The organism is Duncaniella sp., assembly GCF_029056165.1.
Taxonomy (GTDB): domain Bacteria; phylum Bacteroidota; class Bacteroidia; order Bacteroidales; family Muribaculaceae; genus Duncaniella.
The window spans coordinates 1-25,381 of sequence record NZ_JAIDBW010000056.1; the positions used below are offsets into that span (position 1 = coordinate 1).

Here is a 25,381-nt window from a genome sequence, read left to right on the forward strand (position 1 = left end):
CCGGAAGCTGCCCGCTGACAAGACCGGAGTAACTGAAGCGGTTCACTTCCTTAGTGTAGATCTCCACAATACCTTTCTTTGCCATTGCTGCTACGATTGTCGTAGTGACTCCGGCACGCTCTATCAGCTCCGTGCGCGTGACTTCATTAAGTTCGTTACCCTGACGCATGAAGCCCGACAGTTCGATCAGGGCAAGCAGAGCCTTTTCCTGCTTACCACCGCATTTCACACTATCAAACGTCTTATGCAAAGCCTCGGTATCACCCCTCTCTATCTTCAGACGGACATAGGTTTCCTTGCGTGAACGGTAACGCTCGACAAGATTCTCGGAGATCATCACGGCTTCTTTGGCAAGAAGGGCATTGGCGACAGCTGCCATATTTGCAAATCCCGTCTTCTTGCCGATCAGATCGAGAGGCATTTTCTTATCAGTTCCGAGAAGCAGTTCCATGACAGCAAGCTCGCGGGGAGTCAGACGGTCATCCTCACGCTCCTCATAATCAGGATTAGGCATTATAAAAGTCTCACTTTCCACCTTCAGTCCGGCAGGCATCGCAGCCCTCATCACCTCTCCGGGTGTGCAGAGATAGTAATCGGCGACCCATTGCCAGAATTTAAGCTGAGGATGCCTTACGATAGGCCGATTGTCAAGCACCGACGCGATATCCTTGACCTCATAGTCCTCCGGCCCCATATTGCTCAGTCCGGTCACGATTCCGGTGTAGAATTTCTTTCGACCGAAAGGGACGATCACCCTGTGCCCCACACTGATCGTCTGGGTCATCTCGGCTGGAACCTTATATGTGAAACTTCCCATAATAGGGACAGGAACAAGTACGTCGGCAAATGTCATAGCTTGATAAAAAAAATAGCTTTTCTTCTGTAAAAGTACAATAAATCCCTTTAAATGGCAAAGGTCTTAAAAATTTTATGTACCTTTGTCCTTACGGTAGCAGGATGCTTGTGTCGCTTGCCGATGGAGGTTGATCTCCGGAGCGGCAAGAGGAAAGTCCGGGCAACGCAGAGCACCATACTTTCTAACAGTAAGCTGTCGGTGACGGCAGAGTAACGTGACAGAAAACAACAGCCCGTCTCCCTTTCCGGGGTTCAGGCAATGGTGAAAAGGTGGGGTAAGAGCCCACCGGGTATCGTGGCGACACGGTATGCCGCACGTCTTATGGGTTGCAAGGCCACATATACCGGCGCGTTAGTATGTCAGACCGTCTTTACGGTGACACTAACAATGGGTTGCTCGCTCATTGCCGGGGGGTAGGCTGCTGGAGTGCCGAAGCAGAGCGAGGCACCGATTAGATAAATGACACGGGCACGGCGGCAACCTTCAGGGCTTCGCCCCTGACAGAAGTCCCGCAGTGACATAACCCGGCTTATAGTCCTGCTACCTTTTTTATTTTTCTCCCGTCTCCCCCCTACCTTTCTAAATTTATTTCACATCCATGAAATTTCCCGCAATCACTACTCTCGCCATTTCCCTGTTCCTGTCTGCAGGACTGTCAGTTTCCGCTCACGACGGTCACGCTCACGCACCAGTCGTCAACGTCCCTGAAGCGGACATCAATCTCTCCACCCTGTGGGCCGGCAAGCATGTTGCCTTCCTCGGTGACTCCATGACCGATCCTAAGAATAAATCTACAAAAAAGCATTATTGGAAATATCTGGAGACCCTTATGGGCATCCATCCCCATGTGTTTGCGCGAAGCGGCTACAAATGGGATGGAATTTACAAGAAAGCTGAGGAAATGAATGCTGCTGTAGGCGATTCAATTGATGCAATCATCATCTGGGCGGGAACCAATGACTACAACCACAGCATCCCTATAGGTGACTTCTATACAGAAACCATGGACAGCGTCAATGTGAACGGCAGGATGGAACTGCGTAAGCACCGCGAGTTTCTGATGAACGACTCCACCTTTACAGGAAATATCAACCGTGTGATGTCGTATCTCAAACACAACTACCCCGACAAACAGATCATCATTATGACCCCGATCCACCGTGGCTATGCGAAATTCAACGACAAGAACGTACAGCCTGACGAGAATTATGCCAACGGACAGGGACTCTACGTCGAATCATATATCTCAATCCTCCGTGAAGCTGCGACGCTTTGGTCAGTTCCCGTGATCGATCTCTATTCAGAAAGCGGATTGTTTCCGATGGAAATGAATCACGGACGATATTTCCACAGCAGCGAGATGGATCTCCTCCACCCTAACGACAACGGTCACTACCGCATAGCACGAACAATCCAATCCCGCTTAAACACAATCCCGCCGACATTCTGATCAGCGGGATTGCTTATGTATCCGGAAGTATAGCTCTACTTTTCGGGTAGTGGTTCGATGTGGAGTATGTCCATAAACCGGCGGACTGTGGCCTCGTCTCCCGTATATTTTCCTTTGTCTTCGCTCAGTTTACATGTCAGGCTATAAAACGGCCATGATTCGGTGATCTTTACAGCAACAAGCTTGACCACTATATTCATCGGTTTTATGCCCGGAAAATCGTTCGTGAAGTGTGTGCCTATGCCGAATGACGGCTGACACTTGTCGGAAGCATAGTTCTGAATCTCTATAGCTTCATCCACATTCAGACCATTGCTGAATATGATCTGTTTCGAGCGCGGATCAATGTGAAGCGACCGATACTTTTCGACGATCAGGTCAAGCTGCTCACGGTTGTCACCGCTATCGACGCGCAATCCCTTGAACATATTGGCATAGTCCTCCGAGAAATTCAGGCTGAATATCCGCCAGCCGTATGTATCATAGAGGAATGTTCCGAGTGCTCCGCGATAAGTCTTGGACCAGACATTCATGGCGATATGATTGGCCATCAGCGGTCCATACATTCCGGCTATCGCACAGATGATCTCATGAGCCATAGTCCCTATAGGGATAAGGTCATACTTCATTGCAAAATAGACATTGCTTGTACCTACAAACTTACCGGGTCCTGACGCAGATGAACAGCAGTCACTCATCGCTTTCACGCACACATCCTGCGATTCAAATGAGAGTCGGCGACGAGTGCCCATGTCGCTGAACTTGCATCCGGCTGCAATCAGACGCTGAGCTTTCGCAAATGACTTGCTGTAATAATCATCATAGTCTATGCCGGAGAGCTGACCGGTCATCATGTAATAGAGTTCGGAAACGATGGCGAGTACCTTTACCTCAAGCAATATTGTGTCGCTCCAGCATCCCTCGAATTCGATTGATAGATGTCCCTCGTCATCCTGAGTAGCCTTGACCCACCTGCGGTCATAACGGAAACCCTTGAGATAGCTGTAGAACCAAGCGGGGATATAGGAACAGCGGCGACGCATGAAAGCGATCTCCTCATCGGTTATCACCACATTCTCAAGCATAGCGATCTGCTCCATGACAGCATCGGCGAATCCCGGAGGATAGACCGTGTGATCGCGGTCGTTAAAACTGTATTTCACCTGTGTGCGCGGATAGTTGTCGATTACCGCACAGCACATTGTGAACTTATAGAGATCATCGTCTGTAAAATGTGTGATTATTTGTCGCATGAGATTTGGAAGTTTTCAATTGTCTGATTAAGTTTCTTACCGCCGTCAATCGAAGGCGAAAACGATGTTAGCACCCGGAACATATCCTTACCGAACAGCCCGATACCGTCCGTCAGTGTATCAAGTACACAAATGTCACCTGCGATACCGCAGATATCAATTCCATCAATACCCTCCTCATCAATTATCCGGCTGACCATTCTGACAGCTTCCGGATTTTTGAAGATGGAATATTCTTCGGTATCCCTATCCTCGCCTTTATAGAGAAAGGTCACCTTGCCATGCGTAAGGTATAATGGCTGAAAGAGCGGTTGCCAAACGGCTGCTCCCACGGTATCATGCACACAGTGGCGCGGCCAACTTCCATCCCGATCCTCAAAAGAGCAATGATCAAAGGGATGACGGTCAGCCGTAACTATCTTATGGACATAGAGTCCGTCAGAGTACGCAATGTAATCGGCAAGACGGTTCATGGCATCTTCGGCATCCGGTACGGGAAGTGTACCGTTTATGAAATCGACCTGTGGATCGACTATGAGTAGCATTCTTTTCATTTATCTGTGATGCTGCAGGTGAAAAAGTTCTCAGAATAGCTTTACGAAACATGAGTGTATCCGTTCTCTGTCAGGGATAGATTTCCACAAATCCCTCAAGCCAAGAACAGATGTCTGTTAATATAATAAACGATGATTGTCAGTGCATTGTTGTCTCATCATTCATGAATAAAAGTGTCACATATACGCGAAACGATAAATTTTGGCTAAATTTGCATCCGATTAGACAAACAAGCACGCAAGTATTATGATCAAGGCTATATTTTTCGACATCGACGGCACTCTTGTCCCGTTCGGTACACATAGCATCCCGGAGGAAGTCAAGGAGGCAATAGCGCAAGTCCGCGCAAACGGTGTGAAAGTTTTCATTGCCACCGGCCGCCATCTGAAATGGATCGATAATCTCGGCGATACGGAATTTGACGGCTATGTAACTGTCAACGGTGCTATATGCCTGCTTTCCGACAAGACCACGACTATCTTCCGGCGTACAATCCCGATGAATGATATAGACCGCATCATTGCTTTCTCCCACAGATCAGACTTACCGCTCGTGGCCATACCCGCAGCCGGTGACATCTTTATAAACCGGATTGATGACAGCGTACGCCATGTCATGAAGCTCCTGCGCGTAGCCCACATTGACGTGCGCGAACTTGATACGCTGAAGGGACGTGATGTGGTCCAGATGATGGCTTTCGGCACGGAGGAAGACCGCATAAAGAGTGGAATTTTTGGAGAAGTACTCACCGAATGCGAGCCTACAAGCTGGAATCCCTATTTCTGCGATATAATCCCGAAAGGAAGCGATAAGAGTGTCGGCATAGATAAAATGCTCGAACATTTCAACATTCCTTTAGCCGACACAATAGCGTTCGGCGACGGAGGAAATGACGTTGGAATGCTCCGCCACGTCGCCATAGGTGTAGCAATGGGAAATGCTGACCCGGAAGTGAAACAGGCGGCTGACTATATTACCACAGCTGATACTGACCACGGTATCATAAACGCATTCCGTCATTTCGGGCTATTGTGAGGGAATGTAGAGTATAGATTACGCCCCACGGATTTTGAAATTCCGTGGGGCGTACTTATTTCTGGGCTTACTATGCCAAATCCAAAATCTTGAATCTGCTATAATATTCTATTAAACGAGGTGGCGGACGAGTTCCTCACGATCGCCGGGAAGGAGATCGATCACAGGAATCTCGATCATGGTGTAAGCACCGGGGGCGAGACGCATTGATGCACGTGCCACACCGACGAGAAGCTGTGCAGTCAGAGCCGGATTATTGATCGACATGTTGAATTCAAAACGCTGGTTCTGTGTCTTACCTGAAACACCCTTGCGCACCATGTGGACACCATGTCCCATATCCTTAACATCATCAACGCTCTCTACAGCCATAACATGGGTCTCATCGGAAGCGAAATAGGGATCTTCCTTAACGGCTTTGGTAACTTCCTCAAGTGTCGCTCCGGGTTCAAGCTCCACATAGACCATACGGCGATGCATACCGTCGCCCTTGGGCATTGTCATTGAAAGCGCATTCTTCACACCGGCCTTTGACTTTACACAAACTGTGTGGCCCATGCTCATACCGGGGCCGAAATTCGTATATGTCAGACCCTTGGGGGCAGCAGCCTCCATGAGTGTGCGGACGATAGAATCACTTCCGGGATCCCATCCGGCAGAAATCACCGCCACACGGCCGGCCTTGCGTGCAGCTTCACCGAGTGAACGGCGGAGATCCACGATAGAAGTATGAATGTCGAAGCTATCGACAGTGTTGATACCCATTGCGAGATACTGGAGAGCGTATTTCTCAACCTCACGCGTAGGGGTGGCAAGGATAGCCACATCCACATGACCAAGCTCCTTGATATCGGTAACGACCTTATAACCTGCAAGCTCAGCAGGGATTTCCGATACGTTACGACGGACTACGCCCGCAATCTCAAAATCGGGGGCTACCTCAAGTGCTTCAATAGTGAAACGGCCAATGTTGCCATAGCCGACCACAGCTGCTCTGATTTTTGTCATATTTGCATTATTTAAGTTTAGTGTAGAGTTCAGATTATGCCTCAAACAATCCGGCTTTATCTATAAATCAAGCCGGAGAGTCCTCTGTTGGGGATTCTCCGGCTGATCATATCGCATTATTATTTCTTGGAAACAATTGATTCGGTATCGCGGGCAATCATAAGTTCCTCATCAGTGGGGATAACGACCACCTTAACCTTTGATGCGGGAGTGGAGATGACGGCTTCTTTACCGCGGAGACCGGAATTGATCTCCTTGTCAAGTTCAACACCCATGAAAGCAAGAGGCTCGCAGACTGACTCACGGAGTGAAACCTGATTTTCACCTACGCCGCCCGTAAAGACGATGATATCAACACCACCCATTTCTGCTGCATACGCACCGATGTACTTGATGATGCGCTGCTCATACATGTCAAGGGCGAGTTTCGCACGCTCGTTGCCGGCATTGATGGCAGCCTCGATCTCACGCATGTCGCTTGAAATGCCGGTAGTGCCGAGCATACCGCTCTCCTTGTTGATGATCTTCTGGAGATCGGTAACAGAAAGATTATGTTTGAGCATGATATACACGAGAGCACCCGGATCGATATCACCTACGCGCGTACCCATCATGAGACCTTCGGTGGGTGTGAGACCCATTGACGTATCTACGCTCTTACCACCGTTGACTGCAGTGATCGAACCACCGTTGCCGATATGACAGGTGATGATCTTCTGATCCTTGATATCGACACCGAGGAATTCACAGACGCGCTGTGACACATAGCGATGGCTGGTGCCGTGGAAACCATAACGACGTACACCGTCCTCCTCATAATATTTGTAAGGAAGTGCGTAGAGATATGATTTGGCAGGCATGGTCTGGTGGAAAGCGGTGTCGAACACAGCAACCTGCGGAGTCGAGGGCATGAGTGTCGTGATGGCCTCGATACCGGTCATGTTGGCAGGATTGTGGAGAGGAGCGATATCGTAGCACTGCTTGATCATATCCTTTACCTCATCGTTGATAAGCACGCTCTCGCTGAACTTCTCAGCACCGTGAACCACGCGATGACCTACGGCATCGATCTCTTCGTAGCTCTTGATACAGCCTTCAACGGGATCAGTGAGTATGTTGAGGATAGCCTGAACAGCACCGTTATGATCTATGAGACCAAGCTCAAGCACGGCTTTCGAACCGTCATCTTTCTTATATTTAAGGAAACCGTCGGGAAGACCGATTTTCTCAACTCCACCTTCGGCAAGGACTGCATCGTTGGTGGTGTCGATGAGCTTATATTTTACCGAGCTGCTACCGCAGTTCAATACTAATATCTTCATTATTATATTGTTTTGGGTATTTACTGTATTCTATCTAAATTATTCGCCTTTGAGACCGATGGCCTGATTACAGGTGATGATGATGGTCTTGTAGATATCTTCGGGGAAACAGCCGCGTGAAAGGTCATTGACAGGAGCTGCGAGACCCTGAAGAACGGGACCTACGGCCTCTACGCCACCGAGACGCTGCACGAGCTTGTAGGCGATATTACCGACTTCGAGCGAGGGGAACACAAGCACATTTGCACGGCCTGCGATCTGGCTGTTGGGAGCCTTGCTACTTCCGACAGCGGGAACGAGAGCTGCGTCAGCCTGAAGTTCACCGTCAAGTTCGAGATTGGGATCGAGCTCGTGGGCGATACGGGTAGCCTCGATGACTTTGTCAACGCGCTCATGCTTGGCACTGCCTTTAGTTGAGAAGCTGAGGATTGCGACGCGGGGATCGATACCTGCGATGTCACGTGCGGTCTTGCCGGCTGAAACGGCGATCTGTGCGAGCTGGGCTGCATCGGGTTCGGGAATGACAGCGCAGTCTGCAAAGATGAGGAGACCATCAGTACCGTAATTGAGACCTTCGGGAAGAACCATCACGAATGCACCGGAAACGACATCGATACCGGGCATGGTCTTGATGATCTGGAAAGCTGCACGGAGGACGTTGCCTGTGGTGTTGAGCGCACCTGCAACCTGACCATCGGCATCACCGGCCTTGACCATCAGACAGCCAAGATAAAGAGGATCGGCAGTAACCTTGCGGGCATCCTCCATAGAGATACCTTTCTTCTTGCGAAGCTCGAAGTAGATAGGAGCATACTTGTCGATCACAGCCTCATCGGCAGGATTGATGATTGTAGCCTTGTCGATATTAGCCAGATTAAGCTCAGCAGCCTTAGCCTTGATCTCAGCGGGATCACCGATAAGGATGATGTCGGCAATGCCGTCGGCAATGATATTGTCAGCAGCTGTGAGTGTACGGGGTTCGTTGCCTTCAGGGAGGACGATGCGCTGGCGGTTTGCGATAGCCTTCGCAGTAAGTTTTTCAAAAAGTCCCATAATTATACGGTATATTGATTTAAATTAAAGATTTGACAATTATAATCAGTTTTTGATCTGCACTCGCGCTTGTCTTCCTGATTCATGCAAGGCTCAACAGAGGGGTGCGTAATAACTACGCAAAGATACAATCATTTCCCCTCTTTTCCAAAATAAAATATTCTCAACTTTTTATCGTTAACTCTATATAATTCCACTATCCGACTCAATGACACGTCGAAAGCACTTTAAAATCAATCTCATCAGTCTCTGCATCATGATCGGCGGAGCAGTCGTCACATCCTGTTCGGGGGCAAAAATGAGTGTCGCCGACGAGCAACTGGCTCGTGGCGAATATTTCGATGCCCAGAAGACTTACCGCAAGATATATAATAAACTGAACCCGCGTGACCAACGGCAGCAACGCGCCGAGGTAGCGGCTAAAATGGCTGAATGCTACACACGCCTCGGTCAGGACGCACGTGCCGCAGCCGCCTATCAGAATGCTCTGCGCTACGGTTATCCTGATTCAACCCTGCTGCTCAGTCTTGCTGACGCACAGCACGGTCAGGGCAACTACACGCAGGCTGTCAACACCTACGAGGAATATCTGGCCAAATGGCCTGATGATGACCATGCGCGCCGCAAACTTGAAGGAGCACGCAAGAGCGCGGAACTAAAACGCAACAAGACGCGTCATGTGGTCAAGAATGCCCGTCTGTTCAACTCACGCCGTTCGGATTTCGCCCCGATGTTCAACGGTGATGTCCTCTACTTCACCACCACCAATGAAAAAGTCTCCGGAACAAAACGCAGTGAGATCACAGGCATGAAGCGGAGCGACGTGTGGATGGTACGCAAGAATGAACGCGGCGAGTGGCAGAGACCGGAGACAGTCGAAGGCGAACTCAACACCGAATGGGACGAGGGCATTGTCTCTTTCTCACCCGACGGATCGACCATGTATCTCACACGTTCTGTCCGCATTCCTGACCGCAATACGGGAGTTGATATATACACCTCTACCCGCTCGGATGCAAAATGGAGCGCACCGGTGAAATTTGAAATCACGAATGATACAATATCAAGCTACGGACATCCGGCCGTCAGCCCGTCAGGAAACTATCTTTACTTCACGTCCGACATGCCGGGACAGGGTGGAAAAGACATCTGGCGCATCAATCTGCGCGAGAGAGCCGGCAGTCTTGAAAACCTCGGTGAGGCCATCAACACTCCGGGTGACGAGGTGTTTCCCTACATGCTGACGGATTCCATAATGTATTTTTCTTCCGACGGCCATCCCGGTCTCGGCGGACTCGACCTCTTCAAGGCTACCCTCACCCCTTCAGGCGGATGGCTCGTGGAAAATCTCGGCAGTCCGATGAACTCCGAGGGTGATGATTTCGGTATAACGTTCGCTACCCCCGGAAGGGAAGCGGGCTATTTCAGCTCCAACCGTGGTGACGGACGCGGATATGACCATCTCTACTCTTTCGAGCTTCCGGATCTCAAAATACTCATCTCCGGCTGGGTGCTGGACAAAGATGAAGAGCCTGTACCCAACGCCGTGATCCGCATCGTGGGTAACGACGGATCGAATCAGAAGGCTGTGGCGCGCAACGACGGATCATTTTCATTCCCCCTGCAGCGAGGGGTAAGCTATGTCATGCTCGCCGGTGCGAAAGGTTACCTCAACGCCAAGCAGGAATTTACATCTGACGATGCGGAAGAGGATGCGGAGTATGGCATTGACTTCATACTTGCATCGGTCACAAAACCAAATATCGTTGACAACATCTTCTATGACTTCGACAAAGCGACCCTGCGTCCCGAATCGCGCGAAGCTCTTGACGGAGTGGTGCAGATGCTGCGCGACAATCCTAATATCACCATCGAAATGGCGTCGCACACTGACCGTAAAGGATCGGATGAATACAATATCGCCCTCTCTGAACGCCGTGCCAAAAGCGTGGTCGATTACCTGATATCAGCCGGAATCCCGGCTGAGCGCCTCCAGTATCAGGGCTACGGTGAATCCCGTCCTATGACCATCACCAAACGTCTGGCAAGAGAATTTCCTCAGTTCGAGGAAGGACAGACGCTTGACGAAGCCTTCATCGAAAGTCTCTCACCTGAAGAGCAGGAAGTGGCCGATCAGATCAACCGACGCACGGAATTTCAGGTGCTGTCCGTGGATTATCAGATGTATTAACTTTTCCCTTTATTTAGCTCCCCTTAATAATGCATTTCGCGATGAAAATCCAACAATTTTCCCTGATCATGCTCTGTATGGTCGGCATGACAGTATTTCAGTCATGCTCAGATGATAAAGACGATACTCCCGAACTGCCCGCGCTTGAAAGCAATATCAACCTTGATGGCAACGGAGGATCAGAAACCATCAACTTCACGCCAAGGGGTCTAAAGGACATATCGTTCACCAATGATGAATGTGCAGACGCTACCACTTCCTTTTTTACGGCTGATGGAACCGAATTATCTTCGGACAGGAATATGGCGGAGGTTGCAAAAATCGTTTATGCCGCCCCTCCGTTCACACTGACGGTGAATATCAAAGGAGACAAGCTCACAATCACATCTCTCGACAACGCTTGTCTGAACGACTTGCATGTCACGATGTCACTCGATTACGGCTACACAATGCAGAGAGCTGAAATCACCGTTACGAATGGATATCCGATGAATATTACCACCATCGAATATGACTGGGATAATGCGGAGGCAGCTACTGAAAAGAAGCTGACCGAAAAAATGACTGCGAACAATTACGGCGATACCACCACTACGGTCACTGTCAATCCTCTATACGACACATGGTCAACGGTTAGGATCATCCCAGTACCATATCAGTCATGGATGCAATACGTGACGGGCTTCATCAATGTGCCTTGGTATGTCGGAGATAAATGGTCGCTTAATACAGGCGAGACAGTAGGAATCTATCTCAATGAGGCCATTTCTTACCATTCTGCAGCCGATCCTAAGGATGCCAGTGTGACATTGGATCTCCAACCACATTCGACGCTGAAATTTCAGGTTGAGGTAATCTACCAATATGTGAACGTTCCTTTCACGGCCACTGTGATCCAGCCAAACTCAAAAACCGAATGGCCGATAAACGGTACATGTCTGGTCAGACAGCCTTACAGTTGGAACGTAATTATAGAATAATCCGACAGAACTACTTCCCCGACTGTCCGTTCCTGAATGTTTAACCTGATTCCAAAATTCAAAAAATATTGAGTAATTTTGCATTATGGCAAATGAAACACCAAATCATGAATATATAGAGGTTAGCGATGACGCCAAAGATGGTACGTACCATGGTTGTGCACCGATAATGTCCAGAATTGTATTATCTGCATCTGTTCCGTTTATAGTACTAACCGTTATATCGTTTTGTTGTGAATGGGAAATAATGAGATGGGTATGGTTAGGACTAAGTCTAATTATTATATTATTTGGCTTTTATATTCGTGTATATTTAGAGAAAGATATTAGAGAGGATTTTGTGGAAACTCCCTCGCCAAGACTTAGAGAAGCTCAACGAGCCAAGACATTCCTTGGATATGACTTTGGAAATGATTTTAAATTGCGAATGACGGGATCTCATGACTATTCTGAAATTTTACTCGATTTTGAAGAAGACGCTTTTCGCCCTTTAGGTGAATTTTGCAGATCTCAAAAATCTTATAAAATACAAACTTCTACACCAGACGAGATAACTATTACTGAAATAAAACATCATATTGTAGTAAAAGAAAAAGTATTTGAGTTTGAGGAAGAATTGACTAAAACTGGATTTACAAAAACTGAGAGTTTCTATGATCCTTCATTAAGTAAAAAGTATAATCTTTGGATCAAGTATTTGTTACAATGTGAAGTTGATTATGAAAACATGACTCTCAAGATGTTTTATGTCGGGTGGTAAAATTCTCAAGAATCCACATCGCTTCGAGTTATGTGGCTAATTATAGGCTTAATATCATAGTAACATCGAATATCTTTCGTAATTTTGCAGTCGAAATGAGAGAAAACAGTTCATTCTTTAAAAGCAATTCATGAGCCTAAAACCAGCTTCAAAGAGATCGTCAAGGATTCTATTGACTTTTCTAATGCACAAGGTGACGTGATTGATTTCGGAACGGGTTAGACGCATTTTAAATAAACTTAACGGCTGCTGACCAATATAAATTGGATGATAGCCGTTATTCTGATATGACAAACACTGGCTCTCCTATAGATACTTCGCGTAAACAAAAAGACTATGCTGCCCAAAATTTCCCTCTGTCAAACCGCATCGATCTGGACATAATCAAGAACGTAAAGGTATCTTCAATGGAAATAGAAGGCCATCGGGAAAAGACCGCTTGGTACAACGACTATCTGCTTTATGCCTTACAAAGTTTTGCCGTTGTAAAAAATTAAGATGTGTCAGCCGTAACAATAATCTTTTAACGGTTTCCTCGTTTGCGAAAATAGTTGTAACTTTGCAGCCGAAAAATTTTTGGACAATGCAGAAGATTAGAAACATTGCCATCATCGCCCACGTCGATCATGGCAAAACAACCCTCGTGGATAAAATGCTCATGGCCGGTAAGCTTTTCCGTGACAACCAGTCAACCGGCGAACTCATTCTTGACAACAATGACCTTGAGCGTGAACGAGGCATAACAATCCTCTCGAAAAACGTATCCATCAACTATAACGGTTACAAAATCAATATCATTGACACGCCGGGACACGCCGACTTCGGTGGCGAGGTCGAACGAGTGCTCAATATGGCTGACGGCTGTCTGCTACTCGTGGATGCTTTCGAAGGCCCGATGCCCCAGACCCGTTTCGTGCTTCAGAAAGCCATTCAGATGGGTCTGAAACCTGTAGTTGTGATCAACAAGGTAGATAAACCCAACTGCCGTCCTGACGAGGTTCAGGAAATGGTGTTTGACCTCATGTGTAACCTCGATGCCACCGAGGATCAGCTCGACTTCCCCACTATCTACGGTTCGGCAAAACAGGGATGGATGAGCACGGACTACACCCAACCGACTGACAATATCACAGCCGTACTTGATGCAATCATCCAATATATCCCCGAACCGGAGGTGCTCGAAGGAGATGCGCAGATGCTCATCACATCTCTTGATTTCAGCAGCTACGTCGGCCGTATAGCGATCGGTCGCGTCCACCGCGGTGAGCTGCGCGAGGGAATGGAGATCGCGCTCTGCAAGAAAGATGGTTCGGTGGTGCGCCAGCGCATCAAGGAACTCCATACGTTCGAAGGTATGGGGCGCAAAAAGGTGGAATCGGTAAAGAGCGGCGATATCTGCGCGCTTGTCGGAATCGAAGGATTCGAAATCGGCGATACCGTGGCCGACATCAATAATCCCGAACCCCTCCCCCGCATAGCGATTGACGAACCTACAATGTCAATGACATTTACCATCAATGACAGCCCCTTCTTTGGAAAAGACGGTAAATACGTCACATCCCGTCACATTCATGACCGCCTCACAAAGGAACTTGACCGTAACCTCGCTCTACGTGTGACCAAAGCTGATCACGAGGATACTTGGACTGTGTTCGGTCGAGGTGTGCTCCATCTCTCCGTCCTGATCGAGACCATGCGCCGCGAAGGCTTTGAACTTCAGGTGGGTCAGCCGCAGGTAATCATAAAGGAAATCGACGGTCAGAAGTGTGAACCGGTGGAAATGCTGACAATAAATGTTCCGGAGGAATATTCCTCGAAGATCATTGATATGGTGACCCGCCGAAAGGGCGAAATGGTGTCAATGATGACACAGAATGACCGTCTGCATATCGAATTCCTGATTCCGTCGCGCGGCATCATCGGTCTGCGTAACAACGTGCTGACCGCTTCCGCTGGCGAAGCTATCATGGCTCACCGCTTCCATGAATATCAGCCTTGGAAGGGTGACATCGAACGCCGCACAAACGGCTCACTTATCGCAATGGAAAGCGGTACGGCCTACGCCTACGCTATTGACAAGCTTCAGGATCGCGGACGTTTCTTCATCTTCCCGCAGGAAGAAGTCTATGCCGGACAGGTTGTCGGTGAGAATGCCAAGGAGAATGACATCGTTGTCAATGTGACAAAATCAAAGAAGCTCACCAACATGCGTGCAAGCGGTGCTGACGATAAAGCCCGTATCATTCCTCCCGTGGTCTTTTCACTCGAAGAGGCTCTTGAATATATCAAGGAGGATGAGTATGTCGAAGTCACTCCTCACCATATCCGTCTGCGTAAGATCATTCTTGATGAAATCGAACGCAAACGCGCCAACAAGTCGTAAGGAAGAACATTGCAATCAGCTTTAGGCATTGCATCATTTATACCAAACCCTTGCTATGCATTCGATCAGTGCATCTGCAAGGGTTTGTTGCGTTTACGTCCGGCACGCCGGAGTTCCTGCCTGATCAACCGACGCTGGGACCGGTTAAGCCGCGGACCGTCTTCGGGATTTGAATCAAGTCCTCCGGATTCAATACCATCGTTCACAGTTGATTGATGTTCAATTTCACTACCGGTCGTAACCCTGCCAATTTCCGTTCTTCTTGATCCAGCTGTCTCTTTCACAACGGATTTAGCAGATTTTCTGCGGCGTGCGGCAGCTGACCGCTCCATCGCTTTATCAATCTCCGGTCGCAGCAGTGTGAAAAACAGAATGATTTCTGTCCGACATTCCGTATCCGGTACAATTCCCTCAAGGAGGTATTCACGGATTACACTTACGGTTTCATCATACAACTCCTGCCTATTGATCGCACTACAGGAGTTGGCGATTCGTTCAAGCATGTTAGTATAAAATCTGGCAGAAACCGGGAGCTGGCCGGAAGTTACAGAGGAGGATTTGGACTTTTTCATACGGAAAAGAGGTTTTAACTTTGTTTTTGCTGCAAAGTTAAAACCTCAATTTCCTGAAAAGGATGCGATAATGAAAACCGCACTTGAAAATTTTCGTGGAATCTATCTCCTGACTCTTGCCTTACGCTTGGAGTACGTGCTCCAGAAATGGAAATCACACTGCGATTCAATCTCATCCTCAATCTCATCCGGAAGAGAAGAGAAGAAGTCATGTCCTGTCAGGGTCTCAACAGAATCAATGCTCACGGCACAAGCTTGCATACCGCCCTCAACCTTCTCGTTGGGCATTATAAAGCCTATGCCACGCGCAGGGTTTGCGTATGGCGAGATGATAACCTTGAAGAATTTACGCGGGACATAGACACGCGAGTCTCCTATGTATTCTATAGGATTCCCATCAATGACAGGACCACAGACAATATACACGGCACTATCGATCGCCGCCCACTGACGGCATTTTTCCTCAAGGTTCTTCCATGTTCCGGCATTGAGGGCTTTGGCCTGCGGAACTATGTTAGTCATATAGAAAGTCTGCTCCATCGCTTCCTTGTTCCACCGCATGTCACCGGCAGGAGCCATGTGACCGCGATCATAGCCCGAATAACTGTAATCCCATGTCTCCGCACTCCCTTCGACCTCCGGATCAGCAAAAAACTTGTTTGTGCGCGTGATCTCTCCGCGTGTCTCAGCTCCGGTCAGTTCCCACGACACCCAGTTGGGTATGTGATACTGCGGATTGAACGAAAGATCCATCCCTTTATAACTCTTGGTGATCTCCTTCAGATCGGGATTGGTCTTTACGGCCATCAAATCATTGTAGGATTCATGATGTGACGAAGTCTTATGCTTTGTTACTGCCGGACGCGTATTTTCGGGAGCTTCCGTCTTGACCGGAACATGGCCTTCAAGATGCGAAAAAAGGTAGCCGCAACCGCCCAAAAGAGCAATGACGACAAGCAGACGCAAAAGATTGACAAAGCGTTTTGACGCGGGAGATGGATTACGGCGATTACGTTGTGGATTCCGTCCGTTATTTCTTGTATTTGACATTGCAAAAATAATCTTTTAAAATTCCAGACTGTTTATTACACGCCCGATCTCGGCGGCATCAGCCACAGAGATCCCACGCCCGATCGGCAGACTGACTATCTCGCCGGCAAGTCTGTCGGTGACAGGAAGCGGCCCATGAGGCATGGATGAGTAACAGGGCTGTCTGTGCGGCGGGACTGCATAGTGGATGTCAGTACCTATCCCCTGCTCCGCCAGACGTGACATGAAGTTCTCACGTTTGGTTGCAGGTACTCTTATCACATATTGATGCCACACATGGTCATTGACCTCACGGCTCATCACCGGAAGAATGATATCCTGCCTGTCAATGGTACGTCCATAGGCCAGCGCACGCGCGAACCTATCGGCATTTTCATCGGCAATATGTGGAAGTTTCACCCGTAACATGGCCGCCTGAATAGGATCGAGACGGCAGTTCAAACCACAATATATATTATGGTAGCGGCGATCTGCTCCATAATTGGCAAGCGCACGTACCGTCCGTGCAAGTTCTTCGTCGTGAGTAAGCACCGCACCGGCATCGCCGAGAGCACCGATATTTTTTGTCGGATAAAAGCTTATGGCTGCGGCATCGCCGAGAGCACCGGCATGATGTGATCCATGCAGCCCATCGGCAAGAGTCCTTGCGCCCAAAGCCTGTGCACAATCCTCAATGATTTTCAATCCGTGGCGGCGAGCTGTCTCGACAAGACGTTCGTCCCATGCGACGCGCCCGTAGAGATGGACGGTCATTATAGCACGTGTGCGGTCAGTGACGACCGATTCGAGCAGCGAAGTGTCGAGATTCATCGTGCGCTCATCAATATCGACAGGGACAGGAGTCAGGCCATTATCGGTAATGGCAAGAACAGATGCTATATAGGTGTTAGCGGGATAGATCACCTCGTCACCATCCTTCATCACACCCATTTCCTTATAAGCCCTTAGGATCAGACGCAAGGCATCGAGTCCGTTGCTCACACCGATAGCATACGTCGTTCCGGTCATGGCACACAGATCTGCCTCAAGGGCTTCGACCTCCGGGCCTCCGATGTAACGACCACTGCGGATGACGCGCTCGGCAGCGGCGGCAAGGTCATCGAGATACGGCTCATTGACCGTCGCAAGATCAAGAAACGGATATTTCATAGACGGCGGTCACTTTCAATGGCAAGACGTTTGAACTCCTCATAATCGCGCACATATTCATCCGGATCGTAAAGTATTGAAGTCATTACGAGACACACGCTACCGGAGGCAAAATTATCGAGCGTGCGCCAGTAACCCGGCGGAATATACAATCCCTCGAAAGGCCTGTTGAGCGTATAGGTCATCCATGTGAATCCGTCGTAAAGGTTCACATTGAAACAGCCGTTGACCGCTACGAGAAGTGATTCGGCCTCACGATGTGAATGTCCTCCACGGCCCTCTCCGGCCGGGACATCATAAGTCCAGTAGCAGCGGGCGATCTCAAAGGGTATCTGATCATTGTCCTGAACGAAAGTCAGACTGCCGCGTGGATCGTAGATCCTCGGCAGCGATATCAGGCAAGGTTTATTTTTATCAATATTCATGAATCTATATACATAGGTGGATAATCCACTGCAAAGATAATAATTTATGGCCGATGAGGGGACGGTACATGGATTAAAATGACGGCTTATGTTGTAAAACACATGTTTCGAAAGCTTATAAACGAAAATTAATTACTATTTTGCGGTCGATTTGGAAAAAGTATTGTCCGGAGGGACTGATAGCAGACAAATCAACCTCTGTCCTCAAACGCAAACCAAACTTCTTACCTAAAACTAAACCAGAACTGATATGAAGATCTACCAGACAAACGAAATCAAAAACATAGCCCTGCTTGGTAGCAAAGGCTCAGGTAAAACCACACTTGCTGAAGCTATGCTTTACGAGTGTGGAGTTATAAAACGTCGTGGCACAATCGAAGGAAAAAATACAGTCAGTGATTCGTTCCCTGTCGAGAAGGAGTATGGTTACAGCGTGTTCTCAACCGTGTTCTACGCTGAATTCCTTAATAAGAAACTTAATGTGATCGATTGTCCCGGAGCGGATGACTTTGTCGGTAATGCGATCACCGCGCTCAACGTCACTGATACCGGTGTCATACTGATCAATTCGCAGTATGGTGTCGAAGTCGGCACACAAAATATATTCCGCACTACCCAATCGCTTAAAAAGCCTGTGATTTTCGCTCTCAACCAACTTGATGGCGACAAGGCGGATTACGAGAATGTGATGGAACAGATGAGGGAGCATTTCGGAAACAAGATCGTAGCTATCCAGTATCCTATCCAGTGTGGTGCAGGATTCAATGCGATGATCGACGTGCTTCTGATGAAGAAGTATTCTTGGGGACCGGAGGGTGGTGCCCCTACCATCGAGGATATTCCTGCTGAGGAAATGGAACGTGCCGACGAGCTCCACAAGCTTCTTGTAGAAGCTGCTGCCGAGAATGACGAGGCTCTCATGGAGAAGTTCTTTGATCAGGGTCATCTGACCGAGGACGAGATGCGCGAAGGTATCCGCAAGGGTCTGATAGATCGCTCGATCTATCCCGTGTTCTGCGTAAGTGCGGCTAAGGATATGGGCGTGCGCCGTATGATGGAATTTCTCGGAAACGTGGTCCCCTTCGTAGAGGATATGCCTGCGCCCGAAACAGTGGAGGGTGTCGAGGTCAAGCCCGACAGCAACGGCCCGCTCTCACTTTATTTCTTCAAAACTACTGTCGAACCGCACATCGGTGAGGTCAGCTATTTCAAGGTTATGTCCGGCACACTTACTCCCGGTGTTGATCTTGAGAACGTCACTCGCGGTTCACGCGAACGCATAGCCCAGATCTATTGCGTCTGCGGTAATATCAAGACTCAGGTTGACAAGCTTTGCGCAGGTGATATCGGCGCGACTGTAAAACTGAAAGATGTCCGCACAGGAAATACTCTTGATGCAAAGGATTGTGATTATCGATTCGATTTCATCCGTTTCCCTGAGCCCAAGTATCGCCGTGCCATCCGTCCTGTCACCGAGAGCGATGCCGAGAAGCTCATGGGTATCCTTACACGTATGCACGAGGAAGATCCCACATGGGTCGTAGAGCAGTCAAAGGAACTCAAACAGACCATCCTTTCAGGTCAGGGCGAATTCCACCTCCGCACACTCAAATGGCGTGTTGAAAACAACGATAAACTCCCCATCATCTTTGAAGAGCCGCGTATTCCCTATCGTGAGACTATCACTAAGGCTGCACGTGCGGATTACCGCCACAAGAAGCAGTCGGGCGGTGCCGGCCAGTTCGGTGAAGTCCATCTGATCATTGAGCCTTACACCGAGGGTATGCCTGCACCTGATACCTACAAGTTCGGAAATCAGGAATTCAAGATGAATGTCCGCGATACTCAGGAGATCCCCTTGGCATGGGGCGGCAAGCTGATAGTCCACAACTGTATCGTAGGTGGTGCTATCGACGCCCGTTTCATTCCCGCTATCGTCAAAGGTCTCATGGACCGTATGGAACAAGGCCCTCTCACAGGCAGCTATGCACGCGACGTAAGAGTATGTATCTACGACGGTAAGATGCACCCCGTGGATTCAAACGAAATCTCATTCCGTCTTGCAGGCCGCAATGCATTCAGCGAGGCGTTCCGAAATGCCAATCCGAAGGTTCTCGAACCGGTCTATGACGTGGACGTAATGGTGCCCGCCGATGTGATGGGCGACGTAATGAGCGACCTTCAGGGACGTCGTGCGATCATCATGGGTATGTCGAGCGACAATGGTTTCGAGAAGATCTCGGCACGTGTACCCCTGAAAGAGATGTCGTCCTACTCAACCGCTCTCTCATCGATCACAGGTGGACGCTCGGCATTCACGATGAAGTTCGCTTCCTATGAGCTCGTGCCTACTGACGTTCAGGACAAGCTGCTAAAAGAATATGCTGAAAAGGCTCAGGCCGATGAATAAGACAGCTCAAGTCATTCACTACAATATCACTCAACAATTCTAACCTTACACATTTTGGCAGGTCACCGAAATTGATTTCGGTGACCTGTATTTGCATATTGCCGGAAAAATTTTTGTAATTTTGCGGTATGTATCCCCTACTCGATTCTGACACTATCTGTGCAATCTCCACCCCGACTGGCGTGGGAGGTATAGCCGTCATCCGCGTCAGCGGTATAGATGCCGTGAGCATCGTAGATTCAATCTGGCATGGCCGTAAGCTTGCTGATGTCAAAAGCCACACTGCCCATCTTGGCGACATCGTTGATCCGGACAATTCCGGTGAACCGCTTGATACGGCTGTAGCCACCGTGTTCCGCGGACCGAAATCATTTACAGGTGAAGATGTCGTTGAAATATCCGTCCACGGATCGCAGTGGATACAGCGGGAGCTTGTCAATCTGCTCATTCGCCAAGGTTGTCGCATGGCACAACCGGGTGAATTTACACGCAGAGCCTTTGCCAACGGTCGTCTCGACCTCGCACAGGCTGAAGCGGTTGCTGACGTCATCGCAGCTTCATCACGCAGTGCCCACCGGCTCGCGGCTTCGCAGATGAGAGGTGATTTCTCGCATCGTATCTCAGGCTTGCGCGATAAGCTTATTGAAATCGCATCGCTGCTTGAACTGGAACTGGATTTCTCGGAAGAGGATGTGGAATTTGCCTCACGCAGCCAATTGCGCACGTTGGCCGACACACTGCTCAAGGAGATCACCAGACTGGCCTCGTCGTTCTCGACCGGAGCGGTTCTTAAAGACGGTGTGCCGGTAGCAATAGTCGGTGAACCGAATGCCGGAAAATCAACTCTCCTGAATGCCCTGCTTCATGACAACAGGGCTATAGTCAGCGATATCCCCGGCACGACACGTGATACGATCGAGGATACGATTGAGATTGATGGAGTGCTTTATCGCTTCATCGACACTGCAGGTATCCGTCAGACGGATGACTCGATCGAAAATCTTGGAATCGAGCGTTCGTATGCAACAATCAGCCGCGCACGAATTGTCCTGTGGCTCATTACTCCAGACCTCTCCCCTACTGATTACCATACGCTTAAAGAGTCAATCACTTCACATCTGCCCGAAGATGCCAAACTTATTACAGTCCTGAATAAAATTGATACTCTCCCGGATAATGAATTATCCTCTTCGGGAAATGGAGAGCTTTCGCCATTATCCAAATCTGATGAGGATTCTATAATTATCCCGATTTCTGCCCGGAATGGTAAAAACCTCCCCACCCTGATGCAGATTCTTCATTCCAATTCAGGAGCTGAGGAAACAGAAGGAGCAGACCTTATCGTAACAAATGCGCGGCACTATGAAGCACTCATCCATGCCCGTGCATCACTCGAACGCGTTATCTTCGGCATAGATACAAACCTCTCCGGTGACTTCATAGCTCAGGACCTCCGCGAAACCATCCACCACCTCTCCACTATCACCGGCACCATCACCACTGCCGACCTCCTCCAAACCATCTTCCAAAAATTCTGCATCGGCAAGTAATCGGTTGATTATCAATGATTTATATTGACGGTAATTGACTGTTACTGAGCGATAAAACTTAATACATTCAGGAACGCCTAATGCTGATAACTGTCAGTGTTAGGCGTTTTTATGCACCATTTTGTACGGATTCTGTACGACAGCGACTCATTTCACCCCTCGCGTCAGCAAGGTGGTGGAGAAAGTTGACAATAGTTGTCAATGGTTTACGAACATTTACAAACAACGGAGAAATCTCCACAAAAAGAAATGAGTAGCAATATTAGAATTGAAAAAATTTGCGAGTGGTGCGGAAAACAATTTACCGCTCAGACCACTGTTACACGCTTCTGTTCAAAGCGGTGCTCAGAACACGCCTACAAGGAAAGGCTGAGGCAGCAAAAAATCCAATTGGCAAAGGTTGTGCCTTCTCCTAAGAATTCTGAACTTAAAGAGAAGGATTATCTGACCGTAGCCGAAGCTGGACAGATTCTCGGCATGACAAGACAAGGTGTGTACAAGTTGATACACCGAGGTTCCTTAACGGCGTCAAAACTTAGTTCACGTCTAACTTTGATAAAAAGGACGAGTATAGAGGCCATGCTTGATGATTCGCCATATACAAAGAGACAACCAAAGGAACAGACTGTAATCACCGAACTTTATACCCGTGCCGACATCCGAGAGAAATATGGGGTGAAGGATTCGTGGATTTACAAGGTAGTTGCAGAGAATAATGTGCCAAAGACTATCATCAGAGGAAAGGCATACTTCAGCAAGTCGCATATAGACCGCCTTTTCTCAGCGAGAAAAGAAAATCCGGAGATTACAGAGTGGTATTCGGTGGAGGATATTCAGTCCCAATATGGAATGACACTATCAGCTATCTACTGCCTTGTGTCGAAAGTCGGAATTCCGAAACGGAAAGAAGGGTCTAAAGTATTCTACTCCAAATATCACTTTGACGTGGCAAAAGGAGCCAAGTCTGCCGAAGACGTAGAGTTTATTTCAGTGGCTGAGGCTATGGAAAAATACTCGCTCACACGCGACCAACTGTATCACTACGTCAAGACATACAAAATAACCAAGCTGAAAAGTGGAAAGTATGTCAAACTGAATATCAAAGAGTTAGAGACATTATTCAATCCCAAGATAGAGTTATAATCCGGTGATTTTCCTCACTGAGCAACCACCTATTATCTTAGAACATTATAAATCAAACACAAAGAAGTATGGAATCAGCAACTATCGTAAAAGTAACTCTCCGACAGGAGAAACTTCGCAGCGGCAAAGTGTCGCTCTACCTCGACTACTACCCTCCTATCTGGAATCCGCACATCAAGAAGATGAGCCGACGGGAGTTCCTCGGTCTGTATCTCTATGGAGAACCGAAAGATCGGTTTGAGCGTGATTATAATGAAGAAATCATGCTGAAAGCGCGTGGCATCCGAGCCAAGCGAGAGTTGGCAATCATCAATGAGGAGTATGGTTTTCTCGACCGCACCAAGAAGCAAGCGGACTTTCTGGAATATTTCCATGACAAAACCAAAGTGAAATATCAGAAATGGGAAATCGTCTATAAGCACTTCAAGGACTTCTGCAACGGTCGCTGTCTCGTTAAAGACGTGACGATTGGACTGTGCAACGACTTCCGAACCTACATTCTGAAAATTCGTGTGAAGCAGTCAGGCAAAATCATATCACGCAACTCTGCCGCCGGATATTGGTCAACATTTAGGGCATTGCTAAAACTCGCACATAAGGAAGGTTGGTTAAGAGAAAACATCAACGACCATCTTGACCGCATAGATTGGGAAGAACCGAAAATCAACTATCTTGAAATCGAGGAGGTGAAACGTCTCGCAGCTACACCTTGCAAGGTAGACGTGCTGAAACGTGCATCCCTTTTCGCTTGCATGACAGGTCTGCGAATAAGCGACATCCTGCAGCTTCGTTGGGAGAATATTGAACTCTCACCCGACGGCGGCTACTGTATGCGAATCCGCACACAAAAGACCAAGACGCAAGCCACTTTGCCACTAAGTGATGAAGCACTATCCTACTGCGGTGAACAAGGACGTGGAATGGTATTCAAAGGTCTCAGCCGGGCACATACACGCGAGCCATTCAAGAAATGGCTAAAGGATGCAGGAATCAAGAAGAAAATCACCTTCCACGGCCTCCGCCATACCTATGCTACTCTGCTGATTAGCAACGGCACAGACATCTACACAGTCAGCAAAATGCTAACGCACAAAAACGTGGCCACCACGCAAATTTACGCCGAAGTCGTAAATCAAAAGAAACGCGATGCCGCTAACTCAATCACCCTCAAATAAATTCACTAATAATTTTGTCAAAGTAAACTTTTTCGTTAACTTTGCAGTTGTATTAGACGAACATGGCAAATCGAACTATAAAGCTATACAAGGACTACTTCAAAGAGTTCTATGTAGCTCAGTCAGATGCAGTAAGACGTAAGATAAACTATTGCATCAATGTTGTTAAGTCTGTGGATAGAGTTCCTAAGACCATTCTGAAAAATATGGAAGATGCAGATGGATTATATGAAATCCGTGTTGAAGTCGGAAATAATATATTTCGCATCTTCTGTTGCTTTGACGAAGGATCTCTTGTGATTCTATTCAATGGTTTTCAGAAGAAAACCCAGAAGACACCGAAGCAACAAATCGAACGTGCAAAAAAATTGATGAAAGAATATTTCAACGAAAAGAGAAATGGATAAAGCAAAAAAAGAAGCCATCATGAACGCCTGGACTTTCGACGAGCTTCTTGATGCAGAATACGGCAAAACAGGTACTCCTGAGCGTGAAAAGTTTGATGCGGATGCAGCTGCTTTCTGCTTGGCTGAAACGCTCAGGGAAGAACGCCTTAGAGCTGGTTTGACACAGGAACAGCTTGCAGAGCGAATCGGAACTAAGAAAACATATATCTCGCGGTTGGAAAACGGCAAGGCTGACGTGCAGCTTAATACCCTATTCCGTATATTTGAAGGACTTGGCAGACGTGTATCGCTTACTATTCTATGATGCGAGATATTACATCACAACAATATGAGGCCGCTCTTAAGCGTGTTGAGGAGCTGTTGCCTCTTGTCTCTGATGAAACACCGGACACCGATAAGAATCTTATTGAATTGTTAGAGGTATCAGCCATAGTTGAGGCTTATGAGGATATTCACTATCCTATAAACATACCGATTACTAATAAATCAACATCCAAATGAAATAATATGGAAAATAAAACTATACGCTTGATTTATCCGCAATGGCAAGGGGCGGATATTGCACGGTGGATTCCACAATTAGCTCCTGAAGATGCGTCGAGAGGATATTATCTCGGCTCGATGTTGCTTGAATTTCTCGCTCCCAAATCGGAT

22 protein-coding genes, 1 other RNA gene and 3 pseudogenes are annotated in these 25,381 nt (G+C 48.1%); 16 read left to right on the plus strand and 10 right to left on the minus strand.

Annotation, left to right across the window (positions count from 1 at the left end; translation table 11 throughout):
- Nucleotides 1-817, minus strand: a pseudogene (locus K2G41_RS11650) (primosomal protein N'); the annotation flags it as partial.
- Nucleotides 818-949: 132 nt separating this feature from the next.
- Here K2G41_RS11650 and rnpB point away from each other — a divergent pair.
- Both rnpB and K2G41_RS11660 read left to right on the plus strand, forming a co-directional pair.
- Nucleotides 950-1,404: RNase P RNA component class A (gene rnpB, locus K2G41_RS11655), an RNA gene on the plus strand.
- Between the two features lie 50 nt (nucleotides 1,405-1,454).
- On the plus strand, nucleotides 1,455-2,306 hold the full coding sequence (locus K2G41_RS11660) for an SGNH/GDSL hydrolase family protein (RefSeq protein WP_300118422.1): 852 nt from the start codon (nucleotides 1,455-1,457) through the stop codon (nucleotides 2,304-2,306).
- 35 nt (nucleotides 2,307-2,341) lie between these two features.
- On the opposite strand, the gene pncB is transcribed toward K2G41_RS11660, so the two are convergent.
- Both pncB and K2G41_RS11670 read right to left on the minus strand, forming a co-directional pair.
- The gene (gene pncB, locus K2G41_RS11665; protein ID WP_300118425.1) at nucleotides 2,342-3,559 is read right to left on the minus strand and encodes a nicotinate phosphoribosyltransferase; all 1,218 of its coding nucleotides are present in this window, start codon (nucleotides 3,557-3,559) and stop codon (nucleotides 2,342-2,344) included.
- Nucleotides 3,547-4,113, minus strand: coding sequence for an isochorismatase family protein (locus K2G41_RS11670; protein ID WP_300118427.1), 567 nt, complete (start codon nucleotides 4,111-4,113; stop codon nucleotides 3,547-3,549). The genes pncB and K2G41_RS11670 overlap by 13 nt, the downstream gene beginning before the upstream one ends.
- Nucleotides 4,114-4,360: 247 nt before the next feature.
- Here K2G41_RS11670 and K2G41_RS11675 point away from each other — a divergent pair, with 247 nt between their 5' ends.
- Nucleotides 4,361-5,149, plus strand: coding sequence for a Cof-type HAD-IIB family hydrolase (locus K2G41_RS11675; protein ID WP_300118430.1), 789 nt, complete (start codon nucleotides 4,361-4,363; stop codon nucleotides 5,147-5,149).
- Between the two features lie 111 nt (nucleotides 5,150-5,260).
- On the opposite strand, the gene K2G41_RS11680 is transcribed toward K2G41_RS11675, so the two are convergent.
- The 3 genes from K2G41_RS11680 to pta form a co-directional block, all read right to left on the minus strand.
- Nucleotides 5,261-6,157: a diaminopimelate dehydrogenase gene (locus tag K2G41_RS11680; protein WP_300118433.1), complete on the minus strand. Its 897-nt coding sequence runs from the start codon at nucleotides 6,155-6,157 to the stop codon at nucleotides 5,261-5,263.
- A gap of 119 nt (nucleotides 6,158-6,276) precedes the next feature.
- A complete protein-coding gene (locus tag K2G41_RS11685) occupies nucleotides 6,277-7,479 on the minus strand; it encodes an acetate kinase (RefSeq protein WP_300118436.1) in 1,203 nt (400 codons plus the stop codon).
- A 39-nt stretch (nucleotides 7,480-7,518) separates the two neighbouring features.
- The gene (gene pta, locus K2G41_RS11690) at nucleotides 7,519-8,532 is read right to left on the minus strand and encodes a phosphate acetyltransferase (RefSeq protein ID WP_300118438.1); all 1,014 of its coding nucleotides are present in this window, start codon (nucleotides 8,530-8,532) and stop codon (nucleotides 7,519-7,521) included.
- 208 nt (nucleotides 8,533-8,740) lie between these two features.
- On the opposite strand from pta, the gene K2G41_RS11695 reads away from it, so the two are divergent.
- From K2G41_RS11695 to typA, 5 genes are all read left to right on the plus strand, one after another.
- On the plus strand, nucleotides 8,741-10,723 hold the full coding sequence (locus tag K2G41_RS11695; protein WP_300118440.1) for an OmpA family protein: 1,983 nt from the start codon (nucleotides 8,741-8,743) through the stop codon (nucleotides 10,721-10,723).
- Between the two features lie 86 nt (nucleotides 10,724-10,809).
- Nucleotides 10,810-11,703 carry a hypothetical protein gene (locus K2G41_RS11700; protein WP_300118442.1) on the plus strand — a complete coding sequence of 298 codons (894 nt, stop codon included), beginning with the start codon at nucleotides 10,810-10,812 and terminating at the stop codon, nucleotides 11,701-11,703.
- Between the two features lie 85 nt (nucleotides 11,704-11,788).
- Entirely contained in the window at nucleotides 11,789-12,463 is a 675-nt protein-coding gene (locus K2G41_RS11705) for a hypothetical protein (protein WP_300118444.1), read from the plus strand.
- 287 nt (nucleotides 12,464-12,750) lie between these two features.
- Entirely contained in the window at nucleotides 12,751-12,960 is a 210-nt protein-coding gene (locus K2G41_RS11710; RefSeq protein WP_300118446.1) for a hypothetical protein, read from the plus strand.
- Between the two features lie 86 nt (nucleotides 12,961-13,046).
- On the plus strand, nucleotides 13,047-14,846 hold the full coding sequence (gene typA / locus K2G41_RS11715) for a translational GTPase TypA (RefSeq protein ID WP_300118448.1): 1,800 nt from the start codon (nucleotides 13,047-13,049) through the stop codon (nucleotides 14,844-14,846).
- 65 nt (nucleotides 14,847-14,911) lie between these two features.
- Here the strand turns inward: typA and K2G41_RS11720 are convergent, their stop codons facing one another.
- The 4 genes from K2G41_RS11720 to K2G41_RS11735 form a co-directional block, all read right to left on the minus strand.
- Nucleotides 14,912-15,418, minus strand: a complete 507-nt coding sequence (locus K2G41_RS11720) for a hypothetical protein (RefSeq protein WP_300118450.1) — start codon at nucleotides 15,416-15,418, stop codon at nucleotides 14,912-14,914.
- A gap of 102 nt (nucleotides 15,419-15,520) precedes the next feature.
- Entirely contained in the window at nucleotides 15,521-16,468 is a 948-nt protein-coding gene (locus K2G41_RS11725) for a DNA/RNA non-specific endonuclease (protein WP_300118452.1), read from the minus strand.
- Between the two features lie 15 nt (nucleotides 16,469-16,483).
- Nucleotides 16,484-17,617, minus strand: a complete 1,134-nt coding sequence (locus tag K2G41_RS11730) for a DegT/DnrJ/EryC1/StrS family aminotransferase (protein ID WP_300118454.1) — start codon at nucleotides 17,615-17,617, stop codon at nucleotides 16,484-16,486.
- A complete protein-coding gene (locus K2G41_RS11735; RefSeq protein WP_300118456.1) occupies nucleotides 17,614-18,042 on the minus strand; it encodes an FdtA/QdtA family cupin domain-containing protein in 429 nt (142 codons plus the stop codon). Before K2G41_RS11735 ends, K2G41_RS11730 begins: the two co-directional genes overlap by 4 nt.
- 250 nt (nucleotides 18,043-18,292) lie before the next feature.
- Between K2G41_RS11735 and K2G41_RS11740 the strand changes: the two genes are divergently transcribed.
- The 8 genes and pseudogenes from K2G41_RS11740 to K2G41_RS11775 form a co-directional block, all read left to right on the plus strand.
- Complete coding sequence (locus K2G41_RS11740; protein ID WP_300118458.1) at nucleotides 18,293-20,452, plus strand: elongation factor G; 2,160 nt, start codon at nucleotides 18,293-18,295, stop codon at nucleotides 20,450-20,452.
- A 128-nt stretch (nucleotides 20,453-20,580) separates the two neighbouring features.
- On the plus strand, nucleotides 20,581-22,002 hold the full coding sequence (gene mnmE, locus K2G41_RS11745) for a tRNA uridine-5-carboxymethylaminomethyl(34) synthesis GTPase MnmE (protein ID WP_300118460.1): 1,422 nt from the start codon (nucleotides 20,581-20,583) through the stop codon (nucleotides 22,000-22,002).
- Nucleotides 22,003-22,251: 249 nt separating this feature from the next.
- Complete coding sequence (locus tag K2G41_RS11750; RefSeq protein WP_300118463.1) at nucleotides 22,252-23,145, plus strand: helix-turn-helix domain-containing protein; 894 nt, start codon at nucleotides 22,252-22,254, stop codon at nucleotides 23,143-23,145.
- A gap of 68 nt (nucleotides 23,146-23,213) precedes the next feature.
- The gene (locus tag K2G41_RS11755) at nucleotides 23,214-24,320 is read left to right on the plus strand and encodes a site-specific integrase (protein ID WP_300118466.1); all 1,107 of its coding nucleotides are present in this window, start codon (nucleotides 23,214-23,216) and stop codon (nucleotides 24,318-24,320) included.
- Between the two features lie 62 nt (nucleotides 24,321-24,382).
- On the plus strand, nucleotides 24,383-24,727 hold the full coding sequence (locus tag K2G41_RS11760) for a type II toxin-antitoxin system RelE/ParE family toxin (RefSeq protein ID WP_300118469.1): 345 nt from the start codon (nucleotides 24,383-24,385) through the stop codon (nucleotides 24,725-24,727).
- Complete coding sequence (locus K2G41_RS11765; protein WP_300118472.1) at nucleotides 24,720-25,031, plus strand: helix-turn-helix transcriptional regulator; 312 nt, start codon at nucleotides 24,720-24,722, stop codon at nucleotides 25,029-25,031. Before K2G41_RS11760 ends, K2G41_RS11765 begins: the two co-directional genes overlap by 8 nt.
- Nucleotides 25,031-25,192 (plus strand): annotated as a pseudogene (locus K2G41_RS11770) (transcriptional regulator); the annotation flags it as partial. The gene K2G41_RS11765 and the pseudogene K2G41_RS11770, both read left to right, overlap by 1 nt.
- A gap of 42 nt (nucleotides 25,193-25,234) precedes the next feature.
- Nucleotides 25,235-25,381, plus strand: a pseudogene (locus K2G41_RS11775) (arginase family protein); the annotation flags it as partial.

What these genes read in the sequence shown, in the direction of transcription:
- K2G41_RS11660 (WP_300118422.1), top strand. Translation starts at nt 1,455, where the DNA reads ATGAAATTTCCCGCAATCACTACTCTCGCCATTTCCCTGTTCCTGTCT.
- pncB (WP_300118425.1), bottom strand. Translation starts at nt 3,559, where the DNA reads ATGCGACAAATAATCACACATTTTACAGACGATGATCTCTATAAGTTC.
- K2G41_RS11670 (WP_300118427.1), bottom strand. Translation starts at nt 4,113, where the DNA reads ATGAAAAGAATGCTACTCATAGTCGATCCACAGGTCGATTTCATAAAC.
- K2G41_RS11675 (WP_300118430.1), top strand. Translation starts at nt 4,361, where the DNA reads ATGATCAAGGCTATATTTTTCGACATCGACGGCACTCTTGTCCCGTTC.
- K2G41_RS11680 (WP_300118433.1), bottom strand. Translation starts at nt 6,157, where the DNA reads ATGACAAAAATCAGAGCAGCTGTGGTCGGCTATGGCAACATTGGCCGT.
- K2G41_RS11685 (WP_300118436.1), bottom strand. Translation starts at nt 7,479, where the DNA reads ATGAAGATATTAGTATTGAACTGCGGTAGCAGCTCGGTAAAATATAAG.
- pta (WP_300118438.1), bottom strand. Translation starts at nt 8,532, where the DNA reads ATGGGACTTTTTGAAAAACTTACTGCGAAGGCTATCGCAAACCGCCAG.
- K2G41_RS11695 (WP_300118440.1), top strand. Translation starts at nt 8,741, where the DNA reads ATGACACGTCGAAAGCACTTTAAAATCAATCTCATCAGTCTCTGCATC.
- K2G41_RS11700 (WP_300118442.1), top strand. Translation starts at nt 10,810, where the DNA reads ATGACAGTATTTCAGTCATGCTCAGATGATAAAGACGATACTCCCGAA.
- K2G41_RS11705 (WP_300118444.1), top strand. Translation starts at nt 11,789, where the DNA reads ATGGCAAATGAAACACCAAATCATGAATATATAGAGGTTAGCGATGAC.
- K2G41_RS11710 (WP_300118446.1), top strand. Translation starts at nt 12,751, where the DNA reads ATGACAAACACTGGCTCTCCTATAGATACTTCGCGTAAACAAAAAGAC.
- typA (WP_300118448.1), top strand. Translation starts at nt 13,047, where the DNA reads ATGCAGAAGATTAGAAACATTGCCATCATCGCCCACGTCGATCATGGC.
- K2G41_RS11720 (WP_300118450.1), bottom strand. Translation starts at nt 15,418, where the DNA reads ATGAAAAAGTCCAAATCCTCCTCTGTAACTTCCGGCCAGCTCCCGGTT.
- K2G41_RS11725 (WP_300118452.1), bottom strand. Translation starts at nt 16,468, where the DNA reads ATGTCAAATACAAGAAATAACGGACGGAATCCACAACGTAATCGCCGT.
- K2G41_RS11730 (WP_300118454.1), bottom strand. Translation starts at nt 17,617, where the DNA reads ATGAAATATCCGTTTCTTGATCTTGCGACGGTCAATGAGCCGTATCTC.
- K2G41_RS11735 (WP_300118456.1), bottom strand. Translation starts at nt 18,042, where the DNA reads ATGAATATTGATAAAAATAAACCTTGCCTGATATCGCTGCCGAGGATC.
- K2G41_RS11740 (WP_300118458.1), top strand. Translation starts at nt 18,293, where the DNA reads ATGAAGATCTACCAGACAAACGAAATCAAAAACATAGCCCTGCTTGGT.
- mnmE (WP_300118460.1), top strand. Translation starts at nt 20,581, where the DNA reads ATGTATCCCCTACTCGATTCTGACACTATCTGTGCAATCTCCACCCCG.
- K2G41_RS11750 (WP_300118463.1), top strand. Translation starts at nt 22,252, where the DNA reads ATGAGTAGCAATATTAGAATTGAAAAAATTTGCGAGTGGTGCGGAAAA.
- K2G41_RS11755 (WP_300118466.1), top strand. Translation starts at nt 23,214, where the DNA reads ATGGAATCAGCAACTATCGTAAAAGTAACTCTCCGACAGGAGAAACTT.
- K2G41_RS11760 (WP_300118469.1), top strand. Translation starts at nt 24,383, where the DNA reads ATGGCAAATCGAACTATAAAGCTATACAAGGACTACTTCAAAGAGTTC.
- K2G41_RS11765 (WP_300118472.1), top strand. Translation starts at nt 24,720, where the DNA reads ATGGATAAAGCAAAAAAAGAAGCCATCATGAACGCCTGGACTTTCGAC.